This window comes from Stackebrandtia sp., assembly GCF_035643755.1.
GTDB lineage: Bacteria > Actinomycetota > Actinomycetes > Mycobacteriales > Micromonosporaceae > Stackebrandtia.
Genome location: NZ_DASQPW010000272.1, coordinates 1 through 22,888, shown reverse-complemented (window position 1 = coordinate 22,888; position 22,888 = coordinate 1). Strand labels below are relative to the sequence as shown.

At 68.4% G+C, this 22,888-nt stretch carries 22 protein-coding genes, 2 pseudogenes and 1 riboswitch; of the genes and pseudogenes, 11 read left to right on the top strand and 13 right to left on the bottom strand.

Annotated features, from left to right (window positions below; translation table 11 throughout):
* The 4 genes and pseudogenes from VE172_RS21000 to VE172_RS20985 all read left to right on the top strand — a co-directional run.
* A pseudogene (locus tag VE172_RS21000) lies at positions 1-429 on the top strand (hypothetical protein); the annotation flags it as partial.
* Positions 430-540: 111 nt separating this feature from the next.
* A complete protein-coding gene (locus tag VE172_RS20995; protein WP_324803947.1) occupies positions 541-1,197 on the top strand; it encodes a response regulator transcription factor in 657 nt (218 codons plus the stop codon).
* A 146-nt stretch (positions 1,198-1,343) separates the two neighbouring features.
* Positions 1,344-1,763, top strand: coding sequence for a pyridoxamine 5'-phosphate oxidase family protein (locus VE172_RS20990; protein WP_324803946.1), 420 nt, complete (start codon positions 1,344-1,346; stop codon positions 1,761-1,763).
* Between the two features lie 96 nt (positions 1,764-1,859).
* On the top strand, positions 1,860-3,290 hold the full coding sequence (locus VE172_RS20985) for a sensor histidine kinase (RefSeq protein ID WP_324803945.1): 1,431 nt from the start codon (positions 1,860-1,862) through the stop codon (positions 3,288-3,290).
* 5 nt (positions 3,291-3,295) lie between these two features.
* Here the strand turns inward: VE172_RS20985 and VE172_RS20980 are convergent, their stop codons facing one another.
* Together VE172_RS20980 and VE172_RS20975 are read right to left on the bottom strand one after the other, a co-directional pair.
* Positions 3,296-3,937: a TMEM175 family protein gene (locus VE172_RS20980; RefSeq protein ID WP_324803944.1), complete on the bottom strand. Its 642-nt coding sequence runs from the start codon at positions 3,935-3,937 to the stop codon at positions 3,296-3,298.
* A gap of 54 nt (positions 3,938-3,991) precedes the next feature.
* Positions 3,992-4,720 carry an SDR family oxidoreductase gene (locus VE172_RS20975; RefSeq protein ID WP_324803943.1) on the bottom strand — a complete coding sequence of 243 codons (729 nt, stop codon included), beginning with the start codon at positions 4,718-4,720 and terminating at the stop codon, positions 3,992-3,994.
* Between the two features lie 87 nt (positions 4,721-4,807).
* Between VE172_RS20975 and VE172_RS20970 the strand changes: the two genes are divergently transcribed.
* Both VE172_RS20970 and VE172_RS20965 read left to right on the top strand, forming a co-directional pair.
* Positions 4,808-5,383, top strand: coding sequence for a TetR/AcrR family transcriptional regulator (locus tag VE172_RS20970; RefSeq protein WP_324803942.1), 576 nt, complete (start codon positions 4,808-4,810; stop codon positions 5,381-5,383).
* 162 nt (positions 5,384-5,545) lie between these two features.
* Positions 5,546-6,334 carry a lysozyme gene (locus VE172_RS20965; RefSeq protein WP_324803941.1) on the top strand — a complete coding sequence of 263 codons (789 nt, stop codon included), beginning with the start codon at positions 5,546-5,548 and terminating at the stop codon, positions 6,332-6,334.
* A gap of 55 nt (positions 6,335-6,389) precedes the next feature.
* Here the strand turns inward: VE172_RS20965 and VE172_RS20960 are convergent, their stop codons facing one another.
* Both VE172_RS20960 and VE172_RS20955 read right to left on the bottom strand, forming a co-directional pair.
* The gene (locus tag VE172_RS20960) at positions 6,390-8,177 is read right to left on the bottom strand and encodes an ABC transporter ATP-binding protein (RefSeq protein WP_349258483.1); all 1,788 of its coding nucleotides are present in this window, start codon (positions 8,175-8,177) and stop codon (positions 6,390-6,392) included.
* Positions 8,178-8,182: 5 nt separating this feature from the next.
* Positions 8,183-9,943, bottom strand: a complete 1,761-nt coding sequence (locus VE172_RS20955; RefSeq protein ID WP_324803939.1) for an ABC transporter ATP-binding protein — start codon at positions 9,941-9,943, stop codon at positions 8,183-8,185.
* A 76-nt stretch (positions 9,944-10,019) separates the two neighbouring features.
* On the opposite strand from VE172_RS20955, the gene VE172_RS20950 reads away from it, so the two are divergent.
* Entirely contained in the window at positions 10,020-10,709 is a 690-nt protein-coding gene (locus VE172_RS20950) for a TetR/AcrR family transcriptional regulator (protein WP_324803938.1), read from the top strand.
* On the opposite strand, the gene VE172_RS20945 is transcribed toward VE172_RS20950, so the two are convergent.
* Positions 10,661-12,247 (bottom strand): peptide chain release factor 3, encoded by a 1,587-nt coding sequence (locus VE172_RS20945; RefSeq protein WP_324803937.1) that lies wholly within the window; start codon positions 12,245-12,247, stop codon positions 10,661-10,663. The two genes, VE172_RS20950 and VE172_RS20945, sit on opposite strands and share 49 nt — an antisense overlap.
* 119 nt (positions 12,248-12,366) lie before the next feature.
* On the opposite strand from VE172_RS20945, the gene VE172_RS20940 reads away from it, so the two are divergent.
* A complete protein-coding gene (locus VE172_RS20940; RefSeq protein ID WP_324803936.1) occupies positions 12,367-13,734 on the top strand; it encodes a hypothetical protein in 1,368 nt (455 codons plus the stop codon).
* 66 nt (positions 13,735-13,800) lie between these two features.
* Here the strand turns inward: VE172_RS20940 and VE172_RS20935 are convergent, their stop codons facing one another.
* Positions 13,801-14,718: a C40 family peptidase gene (locus VE172_RS20935; protein ID WP_324803935.1), complete on the bottom strand. Its 918-nt coding sequence runs from the start codon at positions 14,716-14,718 to the stop codon at positions 13,801-13,803.
* Positions 14,719-14,728: 10 nt separating this feature from the next.
* A riboswitch (cyclic di-AMP (ydaO/yuaA leader) is annotated at positions 14,729-14,871 on the bottom strand.
* A 154-nt stretch (positions 14,872-15,025) separates the two neighbouring features.
* Positions 15,026-15,838, bottom strand: a complete 813-nt coding sequence (locus tag VE172_RS20930; RefSeq protein ID WP_324803934.1) for an NAD(P)H-dependent oxidoreductase — start codon at positions 15,836-15,838, stop codon at positions 15,026-15,028.
* Positions 15,839-15,960: 122 nt separating this feature from the next.
* Between VE172_RS20930 and VE172_RS20925 the strand changes: the two genes are divergently transcribed.
* Positions 15,961-16,950 carry a GlxA family transcriptional regulator gene (locus tag VE172_RS20925; protein ID WP_324803933.1) on the top strand — a complete coding sequence of 330 codons (990 nt, stop codon included), beginning with the start codon at positions 15,961-15,963 and terminating at the stop codon, positions 16,948-16,950.
* A 15-nt stretch (positions 16,951-16,965) separates the two neighbouring features.
* On the opposite strand, the gene VE172_RS20920 is transcribed toward VE172_RS20925, so the two are convergent.
* On the bottom strand, positions 16,966-17,403 hold the full coding sequence (locus tag VE172_RS20920; protein ID WP_324803932.1) for a hypothetical protein: 438 nt from the start codon (positions 17,401-17,403) through the stop codon (positions 16,966-16,968).
* A gap of 175 nt (positions 17,404-17,578) precedes the next feature.
* Between VE172_RS20920 and VE172_RS20915 the strand changes: the two genes are divergently transcribed.
* Positions 17,579-19,003, top strand: coding sequence for a serine hydrolase domain-containing protein (locus VE172_RS20915; RefSeq protein ID WP_324803931.1), 1,425 nt, complete (start codon positions 17,579-17,581; stop codon positions 19,001-19,003).
* On the opposite strand, the gene VE172_RS20910 is transcribed toward VE172_RS20915, so the two are convergent.
* On the bottom strand, positions 18,993-19,628 hold the full coding sequence (locus tag VE172_RS20910; RefSeq protein WP_324803930.1) for an NAD(P)-dependent oxidoreductase: 636 nt from the start codon (positions 19,626-19,628) through the stop codon (positions 18,993-18,995). The genes VE172_RS20915 and VE172_RS20910 overlap by 11 nt on opposite strands.
* A 69-nt stretch (positions 19,629-19,697) precedes the next feature.
* On the opposite strand from VE172_RS20910, the gene VE172_RS20905 reads away from it, so the two are divergent.
* The gene (locus VE172_RS20905; RefSeq protein WP_324803929.1) at positions 19,698-20,165 is read left to right on the top strand and encodes a MarR family winged helix-turn-helix transcriptional regulator; all 468 of its coding nucleotides are present in this window, start codon (positions 19,698-19,700) and stop codon (positions 20,163-20,165) included.
* 3 nt (positions 20,166-20,168) lie between these two features.
* Here VE172_RS20905 and VE172_RS20900 read toward each other — a convergent pair whose 3' ends face one another.
* From VE172_RS20900 to VE172_RS20885, 4 genes and pseudogenes are all read right to left on the bottom strand, one after another.
* Complete coding sequence (locus VE172_RS20900; protein ID WP_324803928.1) at positions 20,169-20,669, bottom strand: isochorismatase family protein; 501 nt, start codon at positions 20,667-20,669, stop codon at positions 20,169-20,171.
* 341 nt (positions 20,670-21,010) lie between these two features.
* On the bottom strand, positions 21,011-22,423 hold the full coding sequence (locus VE172_RS20895; RefSeq protein WP_324803927.1) for a site-specific integrase: 1,413 nt from the start codon (positions 22,421-22,423) through the stop codon (positions 21,011-21,013).
* Positions 22,420-22,608, bottom strand: coding sequence for a helix-turn-helix domain-containing protein (locus tag VE172_RS20890; RefSeq protein WP_324803926.1), 189 nt, complete (start codon positions 22,606-22,608; stop codon positions 22,420-22,422). Before VE172_RS20890 ends, VE172_RS20895 begins: the two co-directional genes overlap by 4 nt.
* Positions 22,605-22,888 (bottom strand): annotated as a pseudogene (locus tag VE172_RS20885) (DNA primase); the annotation flags it as partial. The pseudogene VE172_RS20885 and the gene VE172_RS20890, both read right to left, overlap by 4 nt.

Sequence of the window (22,888 nt, the reverse complement as noted above, 5' to 3'; positions counted from 1 at the left end):
CTGGCGGCGGACTCGACCTGGCGCGAGGCGCCCGCGCCGGGCGAATCGGCCCGGGTGCCGCAGGCGGTGCTGGCCAGCGCGGTGCGCGTCGGCGACCGCGACATGGCCCGCCGGGCTCTGTCCGCCCTGGACGCGATGCCGGACGGCGAACAGCGGCCCCTCGACGCAGCCGCGACCTGTGAGGCCCTTGTGGACGCTTACGTGCACACGCGGCGGCAGCGCTTCTCGCACCGGGCGCGCGCCGCCTTCGGCTGGTTCCTCGGCGACAACGCCGCGGCAACGCCCGTGTACGACCCCGAAACGGGCGGCTGCCACGATGGGATCGGCGCCGACCGGGCCCGCCACGGCGAGGGCGCGGCGTCCACTTTGGCCTACTACCAGGCGCTGGTGCCGATGGTGGCCAGCGGATTGGCCGCCCTGCCGCGCTGAGCCCGACCGTCCCGGCGCAACAGGGTCGTTCGACCCTGGTTGATTCGCGCGCGGCGAGCCACCATTCCGCCGTTGCCCAAGCTGTCACACGGTACCCGGGAGGGGAATCGATTGACCGTCAAGGTTTTCATCGTCGACGACCACGAGATCGTGCGGCGAGGGGTCGCCGACGTGCTCGGAGACGAGCCCGACCTGGAGGTGGTCGGGGAGGCCTCGACCGTGACCGAGGCGCGCGTGCGCGTGCCCGCCGCCGCGCCCGACGTCGCGATCCTCGACGTGCGGCTGCCCGACGGCAACGGGATCGAGCTGTGCCGCGACCTGCGCTCGCAGCTGCCCGACCTGAAGTGCCTGATGCTGACGTCCTATTCGGATGATGAGGCGCTGTTCAACGCGATCATGGCGGGCACCTCGGGCTACGTTCTCAAGCAGGTGCTGGGATCGGATCTGTTGTCCGCCATCAGAACCGTCGCGGCGGGGCAGTCGCTCATGGACGCCAAGACGACCGCGGCGCTGCTCAACCGCCTGCGCCGCGAACAGGACGCCGCCGACCCGCTGCGGGAACTGTCGCAACAGGAACGCGTCGTCCTGGAATACATCGGGCAGGGGCTGACCAACCGCCAGATCGGCCAGCGGATGTTCCTGGCGGAGAAGACCATCAAGAACTACGTGTCGCACGTACTGGCCAAACTGGACCTGAACAGCCGCACCCAGGCGGCGGTGCTGGCGACCCGGCTGCGCACCCCGAAGCGACCCGAGGACGAGGAATGACGCGGTGAACAGGGCCGAAGGTCCCGGGCCCGCGAAGCAGTCCGCAGGTGTCGCCGCGCCCACCGCGGCGCGACTGTGGACGTACCAATTGGTGCGGGTCGATCGTCGGCACGGCGGGCGGTCATCAGGGAAGGGCTGGAGACGTCATGATGGACGGGGCCAACCTCAGAAACATTGATCAACACGAGTGTCTACGACTATTGGCGTCGGTTTCGGTGGGCCGCATCGCCATCACCGACCAGGCGATGCCGGTCATCCTGCCCGTGACGTTCATCATCCACGGTGGATGGATCGTCATCCGCACCACCAAGGGCAGCAAGCTGTCGGCCGCCGCCGACCACGCCGTGGTGGCCATGGAGGTCGACTGCATCGACGAGTCGAATCACGAGGGCTGGAGCGTGCTGGTCGTCGGCCGTTCCCGGCTGGTGGGCCACGGGGCCGAGGAGTTCGACCTGCTGGAGTCCCTCGACCTGCCGGCATGGGCGGCGCGCGAGCGCGACCACTTCGTCCTCATCGACCTTGACCAGGTGTCGGGACGGAGGTTGGCACACAATTCCGCAGCGTAGACGGGACCACGCATCCCCGCCGGAACCGGTCGACTACGGTGGGACACTGAAGTCCGTTCAAGCTGACCCCTTCATCTGCTTGGAATCTGAGTGACCATGTCGGAGTTCTCACAACGTCCGAACGAGACGGTCGGCCTCGAGGGCAAGCGGCTCAACGAATTGCTTGGCGAGGTACAAGAACGCATCAACGAGATGATGCGCACCCGCGATCGCCTGCGGGAGCTGCTGGACGCCGCGATGCGCCTGGTGAACACCACCGACGGCGACGACCATGGACTGTCCGAACTGGCCTATATCGGCGTCGACGGGCAGCTGCGCGAATCCATCGCCGCGTCCCGCTTCAACGCCGACGACGAGGCGGTGCTCCAGGCCCTGGCCGCCGCCGCGGGCATCGCCGTGGAGACCGCCCGCATGTACGAGGTCGGCCTGGCCAAGCAGCGCTGGCTGGCCGCCGCCTCCGACATCCGCGACGCCCTGCTGGCGGGGGCCACATCGGACGGCACCCTTCAGCTGGCCGCCCACCACGTCGCCGACGTCCTGGAGGCCGCGACCGTGGTCATCCTGCTGCCCAGCGAGGACCCGCGCCTGCTGACCGCCCGCACCGCCTGCGGCGCCCACTCCGACGAGCTCATCGGCCACACCATGCCGTCCCACGTCCTCAACGACTCGCGCGGCTCCGCCACGGGATCCCTCGTGCTGGACGTCGGCGAGACCCTCCCCGCGCTGCTGGGCGCCGCGGCCGAGGAGTACGGATCGGCGCTGGCCGTGCCGTTCCCCTCCCCCGCCGCCCAGGACGGCGCCCTGATCGCCCTGCGCGCCAACGACACGGCCGGCTTCGCCACCGAGGCGATCGCGCCCCTGGCGTCCTTCGCCGAGCAGGCCGCACTGGCGCTACAGGCCGCCGAGGGCCAACGCGCCCAACGCATGCTGGACGTCCTGGCCGACCGCGACCGGATCGCCGCCGACCTCCACGACCACGTCATCCAGCGCCTCTACGGCTGCGGCATCAACCTCCAGGGCCTGGTGAAGCGCATCTCCGATCCGCTGGCCAAGCAGCGCGTCAACTCCGTCATCGAGCAGCTCGACCACACCATCCGCGACATCCGAACGTCCATATTCGACCTTCACGAGCCCGCGGGCGGGTCCCGCGGCGGGCTGCGCCGCCGCCTGCTGGACATCGCCGCCGAGGCCGCCGACAACGCCGACGTCACCCCGACGGTGCGGCTGTCGGGCGCGCTGGACACCCTGGTCCCCGGCGACATCGCCGAGCAGGCCGCCGCGGTGGTCCGCGAGGGCGTCAGCAACGCGGTGCGCCACGCGGCGTCGAAACACATCACGGTCACGGCCGAGGCGACCGACACCCTCACCATCGAGGTCGTCGACGACGGCGTCGGCATCGCCCCCGCCGTCCCCCATAGTGGACTAACAAGTCTGCGCCATCGCGCCGAATCCCACGGCGGCACGTTCTCCATCACTCCCACCTCGATGGGCGGCACCCGTCTCGTATGGCGGGTGCCGCTCAGCTAAGCGGCCTAGCGCTTGGTGCGCGCCGCCGGGGCCCTGCGCCCGAACACGAAGTACCCGATGGTGCCGGCGATCAGCACCAGCGACGCCACCGGCACCACCAGCGCGATCAGCGTGGCCGCCCCGTACGCCGCGGGCCCCGTCAACGACCGTGCCCGCGCCCGCCGCGCCTCGGCGATCGGCGCGTCCACGTGCAACAGTTCCGGACGACGCACCAGGTGATTCCACAGCAGAACGAACCACAGGGACGTCAGCATCATCGAGCCCGCGTAGAACACGGTGGCCGCCTTCGTGTCGTCCCCGGTGAAGTGCGTGCCCAGGGTCGCCGTCGGCAACGGCAGGAACGACACGGTCGCCAGCATCCCCAGGTTGAGGAACAGCAGCGTCCGATCCACCCGCCGCACCCGATGGAACAGGTTGTGGTGGTGAATCCACACCACCCCGATCACGAGAAAGCTGAGCAGGAACGCCACCAGGGACGGCCACTCCCGCCCCAGCTGCCCCCATACCGACCCCTCGGTCCCGGGCGGGTCCACCTCGAGGATCAGCAGGGTGGCGGCGATGGCGATCACGCCGTCGCTCAGGGCGTTCAGCCGCGACGGGGAAACGTGTTCGGAGGCGTGTTCGGGGACGGGAGACGGGCTGGTCATGTGGGCCTTCGGTCACTATGGGCGGGTGGTCCCACCCATAGTGACCGAGACGGATTACCCGGCGCTGCCCAGGTGGGCGCCGCCGTCGCACTCCAGGACGCTGCCGGTGAGGTAGCCGTTGGAGACCGCGTACTCGACGGTGTGGGCGACCTCGTCGGCGGTGCCGACGCGCTTGAGCGGCAGCATCGCCGAGAAGCCGTCGAAGGTGGCCTGGCGTTCGGCGTCGGACAGGCCCGACCACCACGGGGTGTCGATGACGCCCGGGGAGATCGCGTTGACGCGGCGCGGGGCCAGCTCGGCGGCCAGGGGCGGGACCATGGCCTCCAGGGCGCCGTTGATGGCGGCCAGGCCCGCGGTGCCGGGAAGGGCGGAGCGGGCCGAGGCCGCGGTGATGATGGTGAGCGATGCCCGGTCGCTCAGGTGGGGCAGGGCCGCCTGGAGGATGCGGACGTGCGGCCAGAACTTGCCGTCGAAGCCCGCGGCCAGGTCGTCCAGGTCCAGTGTGGCCAGCGGTCCGGCGCCCGAGGCGCCGCTGAGCGCCAGCACCAGGTGGTCGTAGACGGTGTCGGCGGCGAAGAAGCCGGCGATCTGGGCGGGGTCGGTGGCGTCGAGGCGGGCGGTGATGACCTTGCCGTCGATGCCGGCGGCGGTGGCGGCGAGTTTGGATTCGTCGCGGCCGGTGATGGTGACGGCCGCGCCCTGGGCCGCCAGCCGCCGCGCCGAGGCGGCGCCGATGCCCGAGCTGCCGCCCATCACCAGTACGTGTTGCCCGTGGAGAGTCATGCGTGAGCCTTTCGTTTTGTCGAGACTCGGTGTCTCAGCAACCAGTTTATCGAGACTTCGCGTCTCGTCAAGTGCTAGGGTCGTCACATGTCCTCCGCCGCCCGCCCCCACACCGGACGCCAGCGCAACACCGCCGTCCGCCAGGCCATATTGGACGCCTCGCTGCGGCTGTTCACCAGTCGCCCGGCCGCCGAGGTCACCATGGCCGCGATCGCCGCCGAGGCGGGGTCGGGAAAGCAGACGCTGTACCGCTGGTGGCCGTCGCCGTACGCGATCCTGCTGGAGGCCGCCGTCGAGATGGGGCGCAGCCGGGTTCCCATGCCCGACAAGGGAAACCTTCGCGACGACCTGCGGGCGTTCGTCACCTCCACGTTCGCCGGGGCCCGCGACGCGCAGACCGTCGGGCTGCTGCGGGTGCTGGCGGCCGAGGCGCAGCGCGACGCCGACGCCAGCTCGATGCTGCGGGAGTTCACCGATCGGCGGCGCGACAGCCTGCGCGCGGTCTTCGAGCGCGGCCTCCGGCGCGGGGAGCTGGACGCCGGGTCCAACATCGACCTGCTGATCGACCAGGTCTTCGGGGTGTTGTGGTACCGCGTCCTGTTCCAGAACGGACCCCTGAGCGACGCGGCCGCGCGGGAACTCGCCGAGGCGGTTCTCCAGTAACGCAACGGGTTCAAAGCACACTTATGGACGCTTTGTAGCTTATTTGTGGTTGTTACCGACAAGTTCGTTTTACAACGATGCACAAGCATCGCGGTCGTCCCGGCACGACGCCCCATTGCCTGCCGGGATGGATCTGCCCGACCCCCTTCAAGGAGTCACACCATGCCCGGTGTAACAACCGAGTCCCCACACGACAGTCCACAACCAACTCGACGGCCGCGGCGCGGTCTCTGGCTCGCCCTTTTGTCCGCGGTGGCGATGCTGGCGACGGTGTTCGTCGGCGCCGGCACCGCACAAGCAGCCGACAACCCGCGCGGCATCGACGTATCGTCCTACCAGGGCAACGTCAACTGGGCCTCAGTGGCCGGAGCGGGCTACAAGTTCGCGTACGTCAAGGCAACCGAGGGAACCGGGTACCGCAACCCGTACTTCTCTCAGCAGTACACCGGCTCCTACAACGCCGGAATGATGCACGCCGCCTACCACTTCGCGCGTCCCGATGTCTCGTCGGGAGCCACCCAGGCGAACTACTTCGTCGACCACGGCGGCGGCTGGTCAAAGGACAACAAAACCCTGCCCGGCGCGCTCGACATCGAGTGGAATCCCTACGGCAGCACCTGTTACGGGCTGTCGGCATCCAGTATGGTCAATTGGGTCGTCGACTTCTCGAACACCTACCACTCCCGCACCAGCCGCTGGCCGGTGGTCTACACGGCCGCCAGCTGGTGGAACCAGTGCACCGGCGGATCCGGCGCGGTGGCGTCGACCTCGCCGCTGTGGGTGGCGCACTACGGCGTGAGCAGCCCGACCATCCCCGGCGGGTTCCCGTTCTACACCTTCTGGCAGTACACCTCCACCGGTTCGGTTCCCGGCGTCAGCGGCAACTGCGACGTCAGCGTCTTCAACGGAAGCGCCGACCGCCTGCTGGCCCTGGCCAACAACACCCCGTAACACTCCGATGGGGTCTGTCCAGTGTGACTACTGGACGGACCCCATCTCGCCGCCCTCAGGCGGCCACGGCCTGGCCGAACTGCGCGCGATACAGGCGCGCGAACGCGCCGTCGGCGGCGAGCAGCTCGGCGTGGCTGCCCTGCTCGACGATGTGGCCGTGCTCCATCACCAGGATGGTGTCGGCGTCGCGGATGGTGGACAGGCGATGCGCGATGACGAAGCTGGTGCGCCCCGCCCGCAGACTGCTCATCGCCTTTTGCACCAGGGCCTCGGTGCGGGTGTCCACCGAGCTGGTCGCCTCGTCCAGGATCAAGATGGACGGTTTGATCAGGAAGGCCCGCGCGATCGTGATGAGCTGCCGCTCGCCCGCGCTCAGGCCGCCGGAGTCCTCGTCGATCACGGTGTCGTAGCCGTCGGGGAGCGTGCGGATGAAGTGGTCGGCGTGCACCGCGCGCGCCGCCTCGGCGATCTCGTCGTCGGTGGCGTCGGGACTGCCGTAGGCGATGTTCTCGGCGATGGTTCCGTTGTACAGCCAGGTGTCCTGAAGGACCATGCCGATGTTGGCGCGCAGGCCGTCGCGGGTCATGGTCGCGATGTCCACCCCGTCGATGGTGATGGTTCCCGCGTCGATCTCGTAGAAGCGCAGCAGCAGGTTGACCAGGGTGGTCTTTCCCGCCCCCGTCGGCCCGACGATGGCCAGGGTGCGGCCGGGCTCCACCGTCAGCGACAGGTCCTCGATCAGCGGCTCGTCCTGTTTGTAACGGAAGGACACGTCCACGAAGTCGACCCGGCCACCGTTCCTTTGCGGATTCGCGGGTTCCTCGGGGTCGGAGCCCTGTTCCTTGGCGTCCAACAGTTCGAAGACCCGCTCGGCCGAGGCCATGGCCGACTGGATCTGGCCCGCCATCGCCGCGATCGTGGTGATCGGCTGGTTGAACTGCATGACGTACTGGACGAACGCCTGGATCTCGCCGATGGTCATGGTTCCCGAGGCCACCCGCAGCGCGCCGACCACCGCGATCAGGACGTAGTTGATGTTGCCCAGGAAGGTCATGGCCGGGGAGATCAGGCCCGAGACGAACTGGGCGCGCACGCTGGCGTCGCGGACGTCCCCGTTGTGTCCGGCGAAGGTGTCGATGGCGTCGTCGCGGCGGCCGAAGACCGTCACCAGCTCGTGGCCGGTGATCATCTCCTCGACGTGCCCGTTGAGCTTTCCCGTCGCCGCCCACTGCTTCTTGAACTGCGGCTGGGCGCGCTTGCCGATCGACTTGGCCAGCCAGACGGTGAACGGCGTAGTCACCAGGACGATGACCGCCAGCAGCGGCGACAGCAGGATCATCGCCACCAGGGTGCCCACCAGCGCCAGGGCCGAGCCGACCACGCGCTGCATGATCATCTGCATGCTCTGCGACAGGTTGTCGATGTCGTTGGTGGTTCGCGACATCACCTCGCCGCGGGACTCCGTGTCGAAGTAGCTCAAGGGAAGCCGCGACAGCTTCGCGTTGGTGTCGCGTCGCATCCGCATCGCCACGCCCTGCACCACCGAGGTGATGGTGCGTCCCTGTAGGACGGTGAAGGTTCCCCCGGCCACCCCGAGGATCGCCGCCACGGCGAGGAGCCGCCACACCGCGGCGACGTCGACGCCGCCGTGCTTGACGCCGTAGAGCACGACGTCGGTGATGTGGCCCAGCAGGGTCGGCATGGCCACGGTCGAGCCGGCCGCCGCGATCGCCAACAACACGATCGCCGCGACGCGTCCGGTGTCGATCCGCATGGACTTGAGCAACCGCATGGCGGTGCCGCGCAGGTCGGAGGGCTGGGCGGGCTTGGCGGGTCTCCCCATGAAACTCATGCTGCCTCCTGGACGGTGAGCTGCGAGCCGACGATCTCGGCGTAGGTGGGGCTGGTCTTGAGCAGTTCGGCGTGAGTGCCGGTGGCCTCGACGCGCCCGGCTTCCAGCACCACGATGCGGTCGGCGTCGCGGATCGTGGAGATCCGTTGGGCCACAATGACTCGCGTCGCCTCGGACAGGTGGGTGTCGAGCGCGGCGCGAAGCGCGGCGTCGGTGGCGCTGTCCAGCGCGGAGAACGAGTCGTCGAACAGGTAGATGCGGGGCTTGGCGACCAGGGCGCGGGCGATGGCCAGGCGCTGGCGCTGTCCGCCCGACACGGTGGTGCCGCCCTGGCCGATCGCGGTGTCCAGGCCGTCGGGCATGGCCTCCACGAAGTCGCGGGCCTGGGCGATGTCCAGGGCCCGCCACAGTTCGGCGTCGGAGGCGTCGGGGTCGCCGTAGCGCAGGTTGGAGGCGACGGTTCCGGAGAACAGGTAGCCCTTCTGCGGCACCAGACCGATCCACTCGGCCAGACCGGCGCGGTCCATGTCGCGCACGTTGACGCCGTCGACGGACACCGATCCACTGTCGACGTCCATCAGCCGGGCGATGAGCCGGATCAGGGTGGTCTTGCCGGCGCCGGTGGAGCCGACGATGGCGGTGGTCTGGCCGCCGCGGGCGATCAGGTCGACGTCGCACAGCACCGGTTCCTCCGCGCCGGGGTAGCCGAAGGTGACGCCGCGCAGGTCCAGGTCGCCGCGCGGTTCGGCGGGGCGCCTGGGCTCTTTCGGTTCGCGCACACTGGATTCGGTGTCGAAGACCTCCTGGATGCGCCCGGCCGCGACCTTGGCGCGCGGCGCGAGCATGAACACGCTCATGGACATCATGACCGCCATCAGGATCTGTCCGTTGTAGTTCAGGAAGGCGATCAGCGACCCGGCCTTCAGGCTCTGGTCGGCCAGGCTGGGCCAGCCGAACGCCACCACCGCGACGCCGGTGAGGCCCGCGACGGTCTGGGCGCTGGCGCCGAAGAACGCCTGGATGCGTCCCATCCGCAGGCCCGCCCGCATCAGGTCGTCGTTGGCCTCGCCGAAGCGCCGCTTCTCGTGGTCGTCGCGGACGAAGGCGCGGATGACGCGGATGCCGCTGATCTGCTCGCGCATCACCCGGTTCACCGCGTCGATGCGGCGCTGCATGGTGCGCACCGTGGGGATCACCAGCCGGATGATCATGCTCACCACCGCGACCAGCACGGGAATCGCCACCAGGAACACGCCCGACAGCGGTAGGTCCTGGTTCACCGCCATGATGAGGCCGCCGACGCCCATCAGGGGCGCGCTCAACAGCAGCGTCAGCAGCATGAACAGCAGGGTCTGGATCTGTTGGACGTCGTTGGTGACGCGGGTGATCAGGGTCGGCGCCCCCAGGCCGTTGACCTCGCGGGAGCTGAGGTTTTGCACCTGGGTGAAGACGTCGCCGCGCAGGTCCCGTCCGAGGGACATGGAAACCTTGGCGCCCAGGTAGACCGCCGAGGCGGCGCAGATCACCTGCAGCAGCGTGACGCCGAGCATGACGGAGCCGCGCGACAGGATGTAGCCAGTGTTGCCCGTGGCGATGCCGTTGTTGACGATGTTGGCGTTCAGCGTCGGCAGGAACAGCATGGCGAGGGTCTGCACCAGCTGCAGGACCGTGATCACCACGATCGTCGCGCGGTACGGGCGCAGCCTTCCGCGCAGCACGGCCCGCAGGCTGCCATTGGGTATGGGTGGGTGGGACATGGGTGAACCGTAGCAGCGAATTACACCGGGTGCAAATTTATATCTAGACGACTTGTACACCTGGTAGACTTTGATCATGGAAGAACGGAAGGGCCTGCGCGAACACAAGAAGGACCAGACGCGCAAGCGGCTGTCCGACATCGCGCTGGACATGTTCGAGGAACGCGGATTCGACAACGTCTCGGTCGCCGAGATCGCCGAGGCGGCCGAGGTCTCCAAGAAGACGGTGTTCAACTACTTCCCCACCAAGGAGGACATCGTCGTGGGCCGCGGCGCCCACATGCTGTCCGAGCCCGCACGGCTGGTGCGCGAACGACCCGTCGGCACCACCCCGCTCCAGGTGGTCCACGAGCACATGATCGACCTGATCAAGCGGCACCACCCGATGACCGGGTTGACCAATCACCCGATCATGAAACGGGTGCGCAAACTCATCACCGAAAACCCCTCATTGGCCCTGCGGAGCATGCGCCACCGCGAGCACGCCAAGCACCTGCTGGCCGAGGCGCTCGTCGACGAGGGCGCCGAGGAGTTCACCGCGCGCTTCCTGGCCAACACGATCATGGAGGCGACCCACACCGTGTTCGTGGAGAACTTCCGCCAGATGTTCTGCGAGGGCGTGACCTTCGACGTCGACGCCATGGAGAAGCGGTCCCTGGCCAAGGTGCATCAGGCTTTCTCCTGGCTGGAGGACGGCATGGGACATCTGATGCGGCGTCAGGAACCCGCGTCCGCCAGCAGCGGCTCCAAGGTGGCGTGCGGCTGATCATTTTGGACGGTCTGGACGCGCCAACGGTTCGGGAAGCCCACCAGTAGCGCGCCGTCGCGCTGGCGGGTGAACACCTCGACCCCCGGGGCGCCGCGCAGCATCGGGACGCTGTCGGCGTCGGTGCGCCGCGCCAGCGAGTACGGCAGGTTGTCGATCGTGACGGGGACGTTGAACTCGCCGCGCAGCCGCGCGGCGGCCACCTCGAACTGCATCGGGCCCACGGCCGCCAGCACGGGCGCGCCGTCGCCGCGCTGCTCGGAGATCAGCACCTGCACCACGCCCTCGGCGTCCAGCTGCGCGATGCCGCGGCGGAAGCGCTTGGCCTTGGAGGTGTCGTCGCAGCGCACCTGCGCGAAGTGCTCGGGCGCATACGACGGCAACGGCGGGTACACCACCTTGTTGTCCACAAAGAGCGAATCGCCGATGCCGAGGTTGGTGGCGTTGACCAGACCGATGACGTCGCCGGGGAAGGCCTCGTCGATGGTGTCGCGGGCGGCGCCGAACATCGACTGCGCGTACTTGGTCGTGAATGGACGGCCCGACTCGGCGTGGGTGACGACCATGCCGCGCTCGAACCTCCCCGAACACACCCGCAGGAACGCGACCTGATCGCGGTGCGCGGGGTTCATGTTGGCCTGGATCTTGAACACGAAACCCGAAAACGCCGAGTCGAGCTCGCGCGGGTGGTCGCCGGTGTCGACGCGCGGCTCGGGGGCGGGGGCGTGATCGATCAGGACGTCCAACAGTTGGCGGACACCGAAGTTGGCCACGGCCGCTCCAAAGAGGACGGGCGTGGTGACCGCGTCCAGGAACAGCTTCTGGTCGTGGGTGGCCTCGGAGGCGTCCAGCAGCTCGACCTCCTCGCGGGCGCGGGAATAGTCGGCGCCGTAACGCTTGGCGGCCTCGTCGTCGGACACGACCTCCTCGATCGCCTGGCGCGTACCGCCCGGCGTCCGTTCGAAGTGGACCATCGTGGCGTCGCGGCGGTCGATGACCCCGTGAAACTCCCCCGCCACGCCCACCGGCCACGTCAGCGGCGTCGGCTTGATGTCGATGCGGGACTCGATCTCGTCCAACAACTCCAGCGGGTCCATGCCCGGGCGGTCCCACTTGTTGATGAACGTGATGACGGGGATGCGGCGGTGGCGGCACACCTCGAACAGCTTCAGCGTCTGGGGTTCCAGGCCCTTGGCGGCGTCCAGCAGCATGACCGCGCAGTCCACGGCCGTCAGCACGCGGTAGGTGTCCTCGGAGAAGTCGGCGTGGCCCGGGGTGTCGAGCAGGTTCACCACGCAGTCGCGGTAGGCGAACTGCAGCACCGCCGAGGTGATGGAGATGCCGCGCTGCTGCTCCATGGCCATCCAGTCGCTGACCACGCCCTTGCGGCCGCCCTTGCCGTGGACGGCGCCCGCCTCGCCGATCACCTGAGCGTGCAGCGCCAGGGCCTCGGTGATGGTCGACTTACCCGCGTCGGGGTGAGAGATGACGGCGAAGGTGCGCCGTCTGCGGGCCTCCGCCACGGTGTTGCTGGACATGGGCTCCCCTGAATTTAACCTGAACTCAAACCACGCAACCCTAGCCCAGCGGCGACGCCGACATTAAGGAAGTGTGACGGGATGCCTCCTTCCGGCGCCGGACGGCTTAGCGTTCGGGGGTGCGTTTCGTCTTGGGCCCCGCGCGTCGGGGCGACCTGATCGCCGCGGGGGTCGGCGTGGTGCTGGTCGCGGCGGCGGCCGTGGTGGGTGTCGCCGTCAACGGCGACGACGTGCTGCACGTCAACTGGCCGCCGCTGTCGGCGGTGTGGGAGCCGCACGCCGACATCGGGACGCCGCTAGCGCTGGTGGTGGGCGCCTCGGTGGTGGCGTACGGCCCGAGCCTCGCGCGGCGATTGCCGTGGCGGGCGGTGCTGGTGGCCGCGTGGGTGGCGTCCATGGCCTGGATCTGGTCGTTGGCGCTTGTGGACGGATGGAAGGGGGTGGCGGGGCAGCTGGAGACCAAGAACGAGTATCTGCGGGCGGTCGACAGGTTCGCGGACATCCCGAAAGCGTTGCGGGGCTTCACCTCCCACATCCTCATCGACTCGCCGGGGCACTGGCCCGCGCACGTGGCGGGGCACCCGCCCGGGGCGACGTTGACGTTCGTCGCGTTGGACCGCATCGGTTTGGGCGGCGGCACGTGGGCGGCGGCATGGTGCATCACCGTGGGGGCCAGCGCGGCGGCGGCCGTCCTGATCGCGGTGTCGCGTGTGGCCGATGAGTCGCTGGCGCGGCGGGCGGCGCCGTTCGCGGTGTTGGTTCCCGCGGCGGTGTGGACGGGGGTGTCGGCCGACGGATACTTCGCGGGCGTCGCGGCGTGGACGGTCGCGATGGCGGCGTTGGCGGCCAAGGGTTCCCGGTACTGGGCGCTCGGCTGCGGGCTGCTGTACGGTCTACTGTGCTACCTGTCGTACGGTCTGACGTTGTTCGGGCCGATTGCGGTGGTGGCGTTCATCCTCGCCCGCCTCGGCGACGGCGCCTCGGCCTCGAAGCCCACCTCCGCCCTGGTCGCGGGGGGCTGGGCCGTTCTGGGGGCGCTGGTGGTTCCCGCCGCGTTCACGGTGGCGGGCTTTTGGTGGTGGGAGGGTTATCAGACGCTGGTGCCGCGCTACTACCAGGGATACGGCGGCGACCGTCCCCAATGGTACTTCGTGTGGGCCAACCTGGCGTGCACGGTGATCATCGTGGGTCTGGCCACTGTGGCGGGTCTGCGACGGGCGGCCCCGGCGGTGCGGCGGCTGCGTCATCCGTCGCGGGCGTCGAGCGGGGATCGCCTGGCGTGGTTGGTGTTGGCGGCGCTGGCGGCGCTGCTGCTGGCCGACCTGTCGGGCATGAGCAAGGCCGAGACCGAACGGATCTGGTTGCCTTTCGCGGTGTTCCTGTTGCCCGCCACGGCATTGCTGCCCGCACGGGGTGCGCGTTGGTGGCTGGGCGCACAGGCGGTGGTCGCGTTGGCGGTCAACCATCTGCTGGTGACGAGCTGGTAGGGCAGGGGGCGGGCGCGCCACACGCGCGCCCGCCCCCTGCCGGAAATAGAACCCACGGGGCTGGCCTCAGGGACGGCCGAAACCCTCGGGCGGCATCATGTCCACGGGGGAAATCTTCACCACGTCGCCCTCGGTGGGGGCGTGGATCACCTTGCCGCCACCGATGTAGATGCCGACGTGCTCGCCGCCGTTGTAGAAGATGAGGTCGCCCGGCCGCAACTGGTCGCGCGAGATCGACTGGGTCTCGTCGGCCTGGTCGAAGCTGCCGTGGTTGAGCGACACACCCGCCTGCTGCCAGGCCATCATCGTCAGGCCCGAGCAGTCCCAGGAGTCGGGGCCTGAGGCTCCGAACACGTAGGGCTCGCCGAGCTGGGCCTTGGCGAAGGCCACCGCGGTGGCGCCGCCGCCCGAGCCCGCGCCCGCCACGGCCTCGCCGCTGCCGCTGCCCCCGGCGGAGGCGGCCTCCAGCTTCTTGGCCAGCTTGTCGCGCTTGGCGGTCAGGTCGGAGACCTTGTGCTTGGCGTCGGCGATCTTGTCGTCGAGTGAGTCGACGCGATCGGCGGTGGCGTCGCGCAGCGCCTCGGTGTGGCTGCGGTCGGCGGCGGCGGTCCTGGAGTAGTCGACCAGGTCGCTGAGCTTGTCGAACGCGGCGTCCTTGTCGTCCATGGCGGCCGACACGTCGGTGATGGAGGCGTCGGTGTCGTCCAGGACCTTGTTCGCCGCGGCGACCCGATGCTGGGCGTCGCCGCGCTCGTGCTTGAGGTGGGACAGGGTGGACTTGGCGTCCTTCAGGTGCGCCTTGGCCGACTTGAGCTGCTGCTCCAGACCGGGGTCGGCGTGCGAGGCGGCGGGGAACGCCAGGATCGTGGCGACCGCCGCGCAGGCGACGCCGCTCAGGGCGGCCGACTTGGCGAATACGCCGCGTCGGGACTTTCGGTGGGGATGGTTGTGCCCGTCCTGGCAGGACGGCATGGTTTTAGGCACGAACGGGTGGCCTTTCTTCCACAATCCGCCTACCGGGTTAGCTGACGGGTTCGGGCGGGAAGATCGCCCTACCTCCAAGGGGATTCGGAGGATTCACCCCAAAAGGGACCTGGGTCCCCGGTTCACCAAGCGGTGATTCGGCGGCTCCCGCGCGGGTGGTGTCCGGGGGTGGACACACGGGGTGCCCGGCGGGCCCGGGTGAATCTACGTGGGGTTTTACCGGGTGCCAACGGTTGCGTGGAAAGTCCCACAGCCCATAGCGGGCACTCCTACCCTCACGCCACAGCCGTTTCGGGTGACGGTGTCGCTACTCTTGTTTCGGCGCAACGGAATCACGGTGAGTGACGGGGCGATCCGTCCGATGGATTTCGAATCCATACTGGCTGGTCGCGATGTCGTGACGCAACGTCAGATCGGCGTCGTAATCGCCGCCCTCCTGGTGACGGTAGGCGATCGCCGGGTCACCGTCCAGATTCTCCAGACGCTCCCGCAACCGCTTGACGTGCAGCGCATACTCGGTATCGCCGAACCGCGCGGTTCCGTCCACAACGAAGGGTTCCAGCGCGGCGATGCCCGAGTACCACAGGATGCCGTGATGCAGCGGAAACAGCAGGTCATCGATGTCGCCGTGGATGCCGCGCGGCCCCATGCTGGCGGCGCGGGCGCCGAAGGTGGTGATGACCATCGCGCGCTTGCCGTACAGGGTGTTGTCTCCGTAGCGGCGCTGCCGTCCCGTTTCGGGGTTGGCCACGCCGAAGGCGAAGCCCTGGGTGAACACCCGATCGAACCATCCCTTGAGGATCGCGGGCATGCCGAACCACCACAGCGGGAACTGCACGACCAGGGCGTCGGCCCACTCGACCTTCTCCTGCTCGGCGCGGATGTCGGCGCTCAGGGTGCCCGTGGCGTGGGCGCGCTCCTGGGCTTCGCCGACGACGAGCCGCTCGTCGGTGTGGGCGGTGAAGTCGTCGGGTGAGACCACGGGGTTCCACGCCATGGCGTGCAGGTCGGACTGGCGGACGTCGTGGCCCAGCTCCCGCAGGGTCGCGATGCCCTCGTCGCGGAGCGAGCCGTTGAGGGAGCGCGGCTCGGGGTGGGCGTAGATCCACAGCACCTTCATGGCGTGGGCCTTTCGTGGTTGGTCGCTGGTTCGTCGTCCGCTTGTCGTCGTCAGCTCGAGCATGCGCGGGTTCGGCGCCACAAACCATTGGCTCGATAGACAACATGTGAAAGAATCGGGCCATGACTGGTTTCAGTGACACGGGGCGCCACCGCGTCGCCGTGGCCGTGCGCCCCGAGCTGCTGCCCCTGGAGCTGGGCATCGTTCACCAGATCTTCGGCGACGCGGAATCGCCCGATGGCCAACCGTTGTACGAGGTGCTGACCTGCACGCCCGAGCCCGGTCTCGTCACCACCAAGAACGAGTTCAGCATCAACGTCGCCCACGGGCTCGACATCATGGCCGACGCCGACACGGTGGTGGTCACCGCCGCCTACGAGGACGAGGAGTCGTTCGCCCGCAACGCCACCCTGGCCAAGGCCCTGGCGGCGCTGCCCAGCCGCGTCCGCGTCGCCTCGATCTGCACGGGCGCGTTCGTGCTGGCCCAGGCGGGACTGCTCGACGGCCTGCGCGTCACCACCCACTGGAAGGCCGCCGACGAGCTGCGACGGCACTATCCACGGATCGACGTCGACCCCGACGTGCTCTATGTGGACAACGGCAGGATCCTGAGCTCGGCGGGCGAGGCCGCGGGCATCGACCTGTGCCTTCACATGGTGCGCAAGGACTTCGGCACCGCCGTCGCCAACGACATCGCGCGCCGCACCGTGGTTCCCCCGCACCGCGACGGCGGCCAGGCGCAGTTCATCGCCCGCCCCGTCCCCGAACCCCGCTCCGCCTCCACGGCCAAGGCCCGCGCCTGGGCGCTGTCCCAACTGCACCGCCCCGTGACCCTGCGAGAGCTGGCGGCGAGGGAATCCATGAGCACCCGCAACTTCACGCGGCGCTTTCGCGAGGAGGTCGGCATGTCGCCCCAGCAGTGGCTCACCCAGCAGCGGGTGGAACGCGCGCGGCAGCTGTTGGAGACCACCGACCTGTCGATCGACAGGGTCGCCATCGACGCGGGCTTCGGGACGGGCACCTCGCTGCGGCAGCATTTGCATGCGGCCCTTGGGGTCTCGCCACGGGCGTACCGCAACACGTTCCGCGGACAGGAGGCGCTGGCGGGCTGAGGCGTCCCCGCCTGGCTAACTCGGCTCGGTCGCGGGAATCCCCTCGCCGCGTTCCAGGCGCGCCCTCAGGTCCGCGATGAGGCGCTGGGCGTCGTCGTCGCTGGCGACCACGAAGCGGCGGATCTTGAACTCGGGGGGTCGGCGAATCGCGAAGGTGCGGTCGTCGGTGTCGACGCCCGCACCGCTGTCGGAGCCCAGTCGGTACGCCACCACCTTGCGCCCGACCAGCAGCAGGAACGGCGCGAACAGCACCGACAGCAGCCACGACACCAACAGCACGAGAATCATCGGGATCGCGAACGCCAGTACCACCAGCCCGATGAAGAACGCCTCAGACAATAGCAGCCCGAACCCCATCAACAGGACGGAGGGGATGGTGCCGAAGCGCGTGACCCAGGGCAGGACGCGGCGGCCGACGCGCCACTTCGTGCCGTCGGGGGCATGGACCTTCACGATGGGCTCCTGGAGGGGTGGGGGCGAAACACAGATGATCACACGGGGCGCACACGCGCGCGCACAGGCGGCGCACAACCCGACGAAAGTCGGGGACCGACGGCTTTCCTTTGCCAGATGGCGCCGGGGTTTCGCTTGCTTAGCGTTGCCGTCCTCGACCGAGGAGAGGACGGACATGAGACGGATTCTGGTGGCGTTGGCGGCGGCGGGCCTGGTGCTGGCGCCTGGCATCGCCAACGCGGCACCGACGGCGAAGGTCGACGCCCGATCGATCGACGCATTGGTGAACCGCTTTCTCGACGACTCGGGCGTGCCTGGCGCGACCGTCGTGGTCACCAAGGCGGACAAGGTGATCCGCGCGCACGGGTACGGCGTGGACTCCAACGGCGACCGACTGAGCGCGTCGACAGGGATGCCCATCGCGTCGGTGAGCAAGTCGTTCACCGCCACGGCGGTGTCGCACCTGGTCGACGACGGCAAGGTGGACCTCGACAAGCCCGTGCGCGAGTACGTCCACGAGTTCTCCATGGACGACCCGCGGGCGAAGCGCATCACCGTGCGGCAGTTGCTGAACCAGACCTCGGGCATGGCCGACGGCGGGTTCGCCGAGAAGGAGGAGGAGCAGCCGTCCACGTTGCACGGTGCCGTGACGCGGCTGGCGGATGCGGGCCTGGTGGCGGCGCCGGGAAAGTCCTGGAACTACCACAATCCGAACTTCCAGGTGGCGGCGCGACTGGTCGAGGAGGTGAGCGGCAAGCCGTTCGGCGCCTACCTGCGCGACGAGATCTTCGGCCCACTGGGGATGAATGACACGCGCGCGGTGAACCTCACGGACAACGCCCAAGTCCCCAAGGGATTCGCCTCCGCGTACGGCTATCGCTCCATCGCCGAGCCCCACCGCTTCGTCGGCGGCTCCGACGGCATCGTCACCACCGCCTCCGACATGGGCAAGTGGTTGCGCGCCAACGCCACGGGCGACACCGACGTGCTCACCAAGACCGACCTCACCAGGCTGCACACCACTTCGAAGACCAACCCGCGCTACGGCCTGGGCTGGGAGGTCGACCGCGACCACGGCCACACCGTCGCGTCGCACAGCGGAGTCTGGTTCTCCTACACCGCAAGGCAAACCATCGACACCGACACGGGCTGGGGAGTCGCGGTGATGGCCAACGCTGGCATGTCGCTGTCCTTCGACGCGCCCTACGAGCTGTCGCAGGGTCTGCTGGCGCTCACCCGAGGCGAGCAGCCCGCGCCCAACACCTCGGCCCAGTCCACCAGCGACCTGGTGGTGGGCGCGCTGACGATCCTCACCGTCGCTTGGGGAGTGTGGCGGCTGGCGCGGGTGCGCCGCTGGGTGGAGCGCCGCACACATCGTCCGCTGTGGAGGAACGCGCTGGCGCTGACGCGTTCGCTGTTCCCCGTGCTGATCCTGGCGTTGTATCCCGAGATCGGCAAGCTGATCGCGGGCGGCCGCACGGCGACCTGGCTGGAATACCTCTACACCTGGTTCTCGGTGGTCGGTTGGCTGTTGGTCGCCGCGCTGTTCGGCCTGGCGATCACCGCGACCCGCGCGATTCGCCTGCGGCTCAGTCGCTGACGCCCACGGCGTGGCCGACGGTGGTGGGGTCGCCGAGGGTGTCCAGCATGGCCCGCGCCACGTCGGCCCGCGCGATGCTGAAGCCCGCGGGCCCCGCCTCGATGAGGAGTCGGTACGTCCCCTTGCCCGGCTTGTCGGTCAGGCGGGACGGGCGTACCGACGTCCAGTCCAGCCCGCTGTCGGCCAGGATCGTCTCCATCCGCGCCAGATCGGCGTAGGCGTCCTTGAGTATGGCGCCCAACGGTTTCGACGCCAGCCGTATCCACGCCGGCTGGCCCGCGCCGTCGCGGTTCAGCGGTCCCGCCGACACCACCACGACCCGCCGCACCCCCGCCGCCTTCATCGCGCTGGCCACCGCCGCGGCCGAGGTGGAGGCGGGCCGCAGCGGATCGACGCGCCCCGCGGCCCCCATCGCCGACAGCACGGCGTCGGCGCCGTCCACGGCACCCGCGATGGACTCGGCGTCCAATGCGTTGCCGCGCATGACATGCAGGCGCTCGTGCGGCGGCGTCTCGAGCTTCGCGGGATCGCGCACCACGGCGGTCACCTCGTGCCCGTCCCCCAGGCCGAGCCGCACCAGTTGCCGCCCGATACCCCCGCTGGCACCCACGATGGTCAGCCTCATGATCGCTCCTCTCTCAACAGTTGCCATTTGACAATAGTTGAATTTTCGCAAGTTTGCTAGGATGCGAGCGTGACACCCGACGAGCTCGCCGCCATCAGCAAGGTCCCCCTCATCTCGGCGTTCTTCAGGCGGGCCCACGACGACATGCCCGACGCCCTGCGCGAGATCTTCACCACCCACGGCCTCGGCCCCCGCCACGGCGCGGTGATGTCCCAACTGATGGCCCGCCAACCCGCCAGCGTCGGCGACCTCGCCGCCCGCCTCCACGTGTCCCTGTCGGCGGCCAGCAAGCTGGTCAGCGAGCTCGACCGCGCGGGTCTGGCCACCCGCACCGAGGACCCCGCCAACCGCCGCCGCACCCTGGTGTCGGTGGCGCCCGACGCCAGGGGCGTCTTCGCGGACTTCATCGCGGCACGCTCGGCGTCGCTGATGCGCGCCATGGACCAACTGTCCCCACGCGACCGCGCGGGATTCCTCAAGGGCCTCAACGCATGGGCGGAACAGGAAGAGGCGCGCAACGCCGCCGACGGCGGCTGACGATCAACCCAGCCCGGCCAGGTACTCCTCGGTGGTGACGACCGTGCCGAACCGCGCGAAGATCGACGTCAGCGACATGTCGTGCTCCTCGGCCGACATGGCGGTCATGGCGTCCGAGACGCCGACGATGTCGAAACCGAAGTCGTTGGCGGCCCGCGCCGTCCCCTCCACACCCAGGTTGGTGGCGATCCCCGCCATCACGACGGTCGTCACCCCGAGCTCGCGAAGCCTGTCCTCCAACCCCGTCTGGTGGAACGCGCTGATGGCGCCCTTCACGATCTCCACATCCCCGTCCCCGGGCAAACCGTCGACGAACCCGCTGCCAGGCGGCTGCTCCCCCACCCCGGGGCGCTCCACCCGCACCGCGACCACGGGCAGCCTCCGAGCCCGAAACGCCTCGGCGAGCCTCATACCGCGCTCCACCACCTCGGTGCCCGAGTGCGGGGCCAGGTCGTAGGCGACGATGCGTTCCATCAGGTCGATCAGGATCAGGGCTTGAGTCACGCGGCACACCCTACGCCCGCCGCGAATGTCCGCCATTCGGCAGAAGCGCACCGGCAGACGAATCAGCCCCCCGACCGCGATTCCTGGTCGGAGGGCTGATTGGGGGAGCGCGGGTGGCGAAGCCCCCGCGACGCCGCGCGAAGCGCGGCAAAAATGACGAGATTCCCCTGGTCTTCCGAAGGAAGACAGGGGAATCTCAGGAATCTCGTGGCGCGTACTGGATTCGAACCAGTGTAGGCGGAGCCAGCGGTTTTACAGAAGCCTAACGTTCACCACGTTGACCTGCGAAAACGTGGATACCCCGTGAAATGTATCCACGGGGTATCCAAAGCGGAGCTCACTCAGGCGTTCATGAAGGTGTCCATACGCCGCTTCCAGTGGTCCTCGAGTCCAGTCAGCACGCGCGAGTAGTGCCGTTCCTGGACGGCGGGAGAGTGGCCTGCCCACTCGGCGACTTCCTTGACTGGCACTCCTGCCGCGCGCCTCCAAGAGATACCGGATGCGCGCAGTAGGTATATCCACTCCAGCAGGGGGGTCTGCTGTTTCGCAGGGCTGAGACCGAACTTGCGTGCCTTCGCCCACACGCGCCCAGCCTCTTTGACGGAGTATGGGTTGCCTCGGATGGTTCTGAAGATCCGGCCATCGGGGCCGGTTCCGTATCGCCTGATGTGATCGCGTAGAAGTTGAACAAGCCGCGGCGGAATCGGAACGTATCGGGTTGCCTTGCGTCCTCGGTGTTTTAGGCCCCGTACGTCGTAGGGCGTTCCATCGTCGGTCCAGTCGCTCCCGACCCTGGGTGCCGCGCCTTCGGCGACAATGCCGCCCCAACCTTCAACAGGCAGATCGCACTGAGATTCTTTGAGGTCAGCGACTTCTTCGGGGCGAAGCATTGCGTAGTAAAGGGAGCCGAAGTAGGCCACGTATCGCGGGCCTTGCTCGACGCCGATGTAGGTCACGGCGGTCAGCATTTCTTCGACCTGGACCTTGTCTCCGACTGCCCGTGGATCGATGACGTTGTCTGTCTTGAGGTCGGGAGGGCGGTTCCATTTCAGCTTTGGATTCTCCAGTGGATTCTGGACAAGTCGTTCCTTCATGACGGCGTATTCGCCCGCGTTGTACAGGCCCGATCGACGTCGGTCGAAGTAGTTGGCTGCCGCTCGCGCACCATCTTGCTTCAAAGTGAGCTTGTCAAGAAGCGAGCGCATCACATCGGCATCTTCCAGAATCGACAGAGCTGGGCAGTGCTTATCGGCCCATGTCAAAGCGTCTTGTATCTCCTGTGGGGCACCTGCGATGTCCCGATCCGGCCGAAAACCCCAGCGACGCAACGCGACACTCAGGTTATCGGCGTTCGGCCGATCGTCCCGCATTGGCAAGATGGCGACCGTGATGTCACGTAGGACATCCGCTCTACCCCTACGACCATTGGCTGCCCCGCTCGTCCACTTGTAAGCGGCATACTCTTTCGCGTGCTCAAGCCAGGAAACGGCGTCTACCTGTTCCTGCTTGGCAAGCTTCTGTCGCTGGATGGACGGTGGCAGGCCAGTATCGAGGTCGAAGGCTTCGCCGTTGCTCATCGCCTTGGTGAGGTTGGAGACGTAGCTTTTGGCGAGGCCGCTCGTGGCGAAGTACTCGCTGAACGGAGGCCGCTGGAGTCGCCCGACAGCCCATCGCACGTTGTGGGGCCGTTTCTTCGCGCGAGCGACGACGCGGGTCTTGTAGATCCGGACGTCGTAGCTGGTGTTGTCGTTCATGCGTTGACCTCTTCCAGGGATTCGAGCCATTTCTCGTAGGAGCGTTCCGAGATGCGGAGCTGTCCATTGGGGAGCCGTTTACAAGGCGGCGTGGCGCCCTTGTCGCGCCATTCCTGCCAAGTGCGGCGCGGCACCTTCAGGTCAGTGAGAATGTCGGCGACGGTCAACCATTTGGCGCGACTCATTTGGTGCCTCCGGTGTGGAAGGGGTGGACGGAGATGCGAGGAGCAGGGCGGCGCCCGCGCCCGGAGCGGGCGGGCTGGTGGATGCGGATGTGGCCATGAGCGGCGAGGAGTTGCAGCGCGGTGTCGAGGTCAGCCAGGCTGAGGCGTCGGCACAGCTTGCGATGAATGTCGCGTTTGGACCACTCGGGCTGTTGCTGGCGGCGAAGCCAGTCCAAGACGGTGTGGGCGGGTCCGGTTTGAGTGGTGCCCATGTGTTCCCAGACAGCTAGGGCGTGGTGGG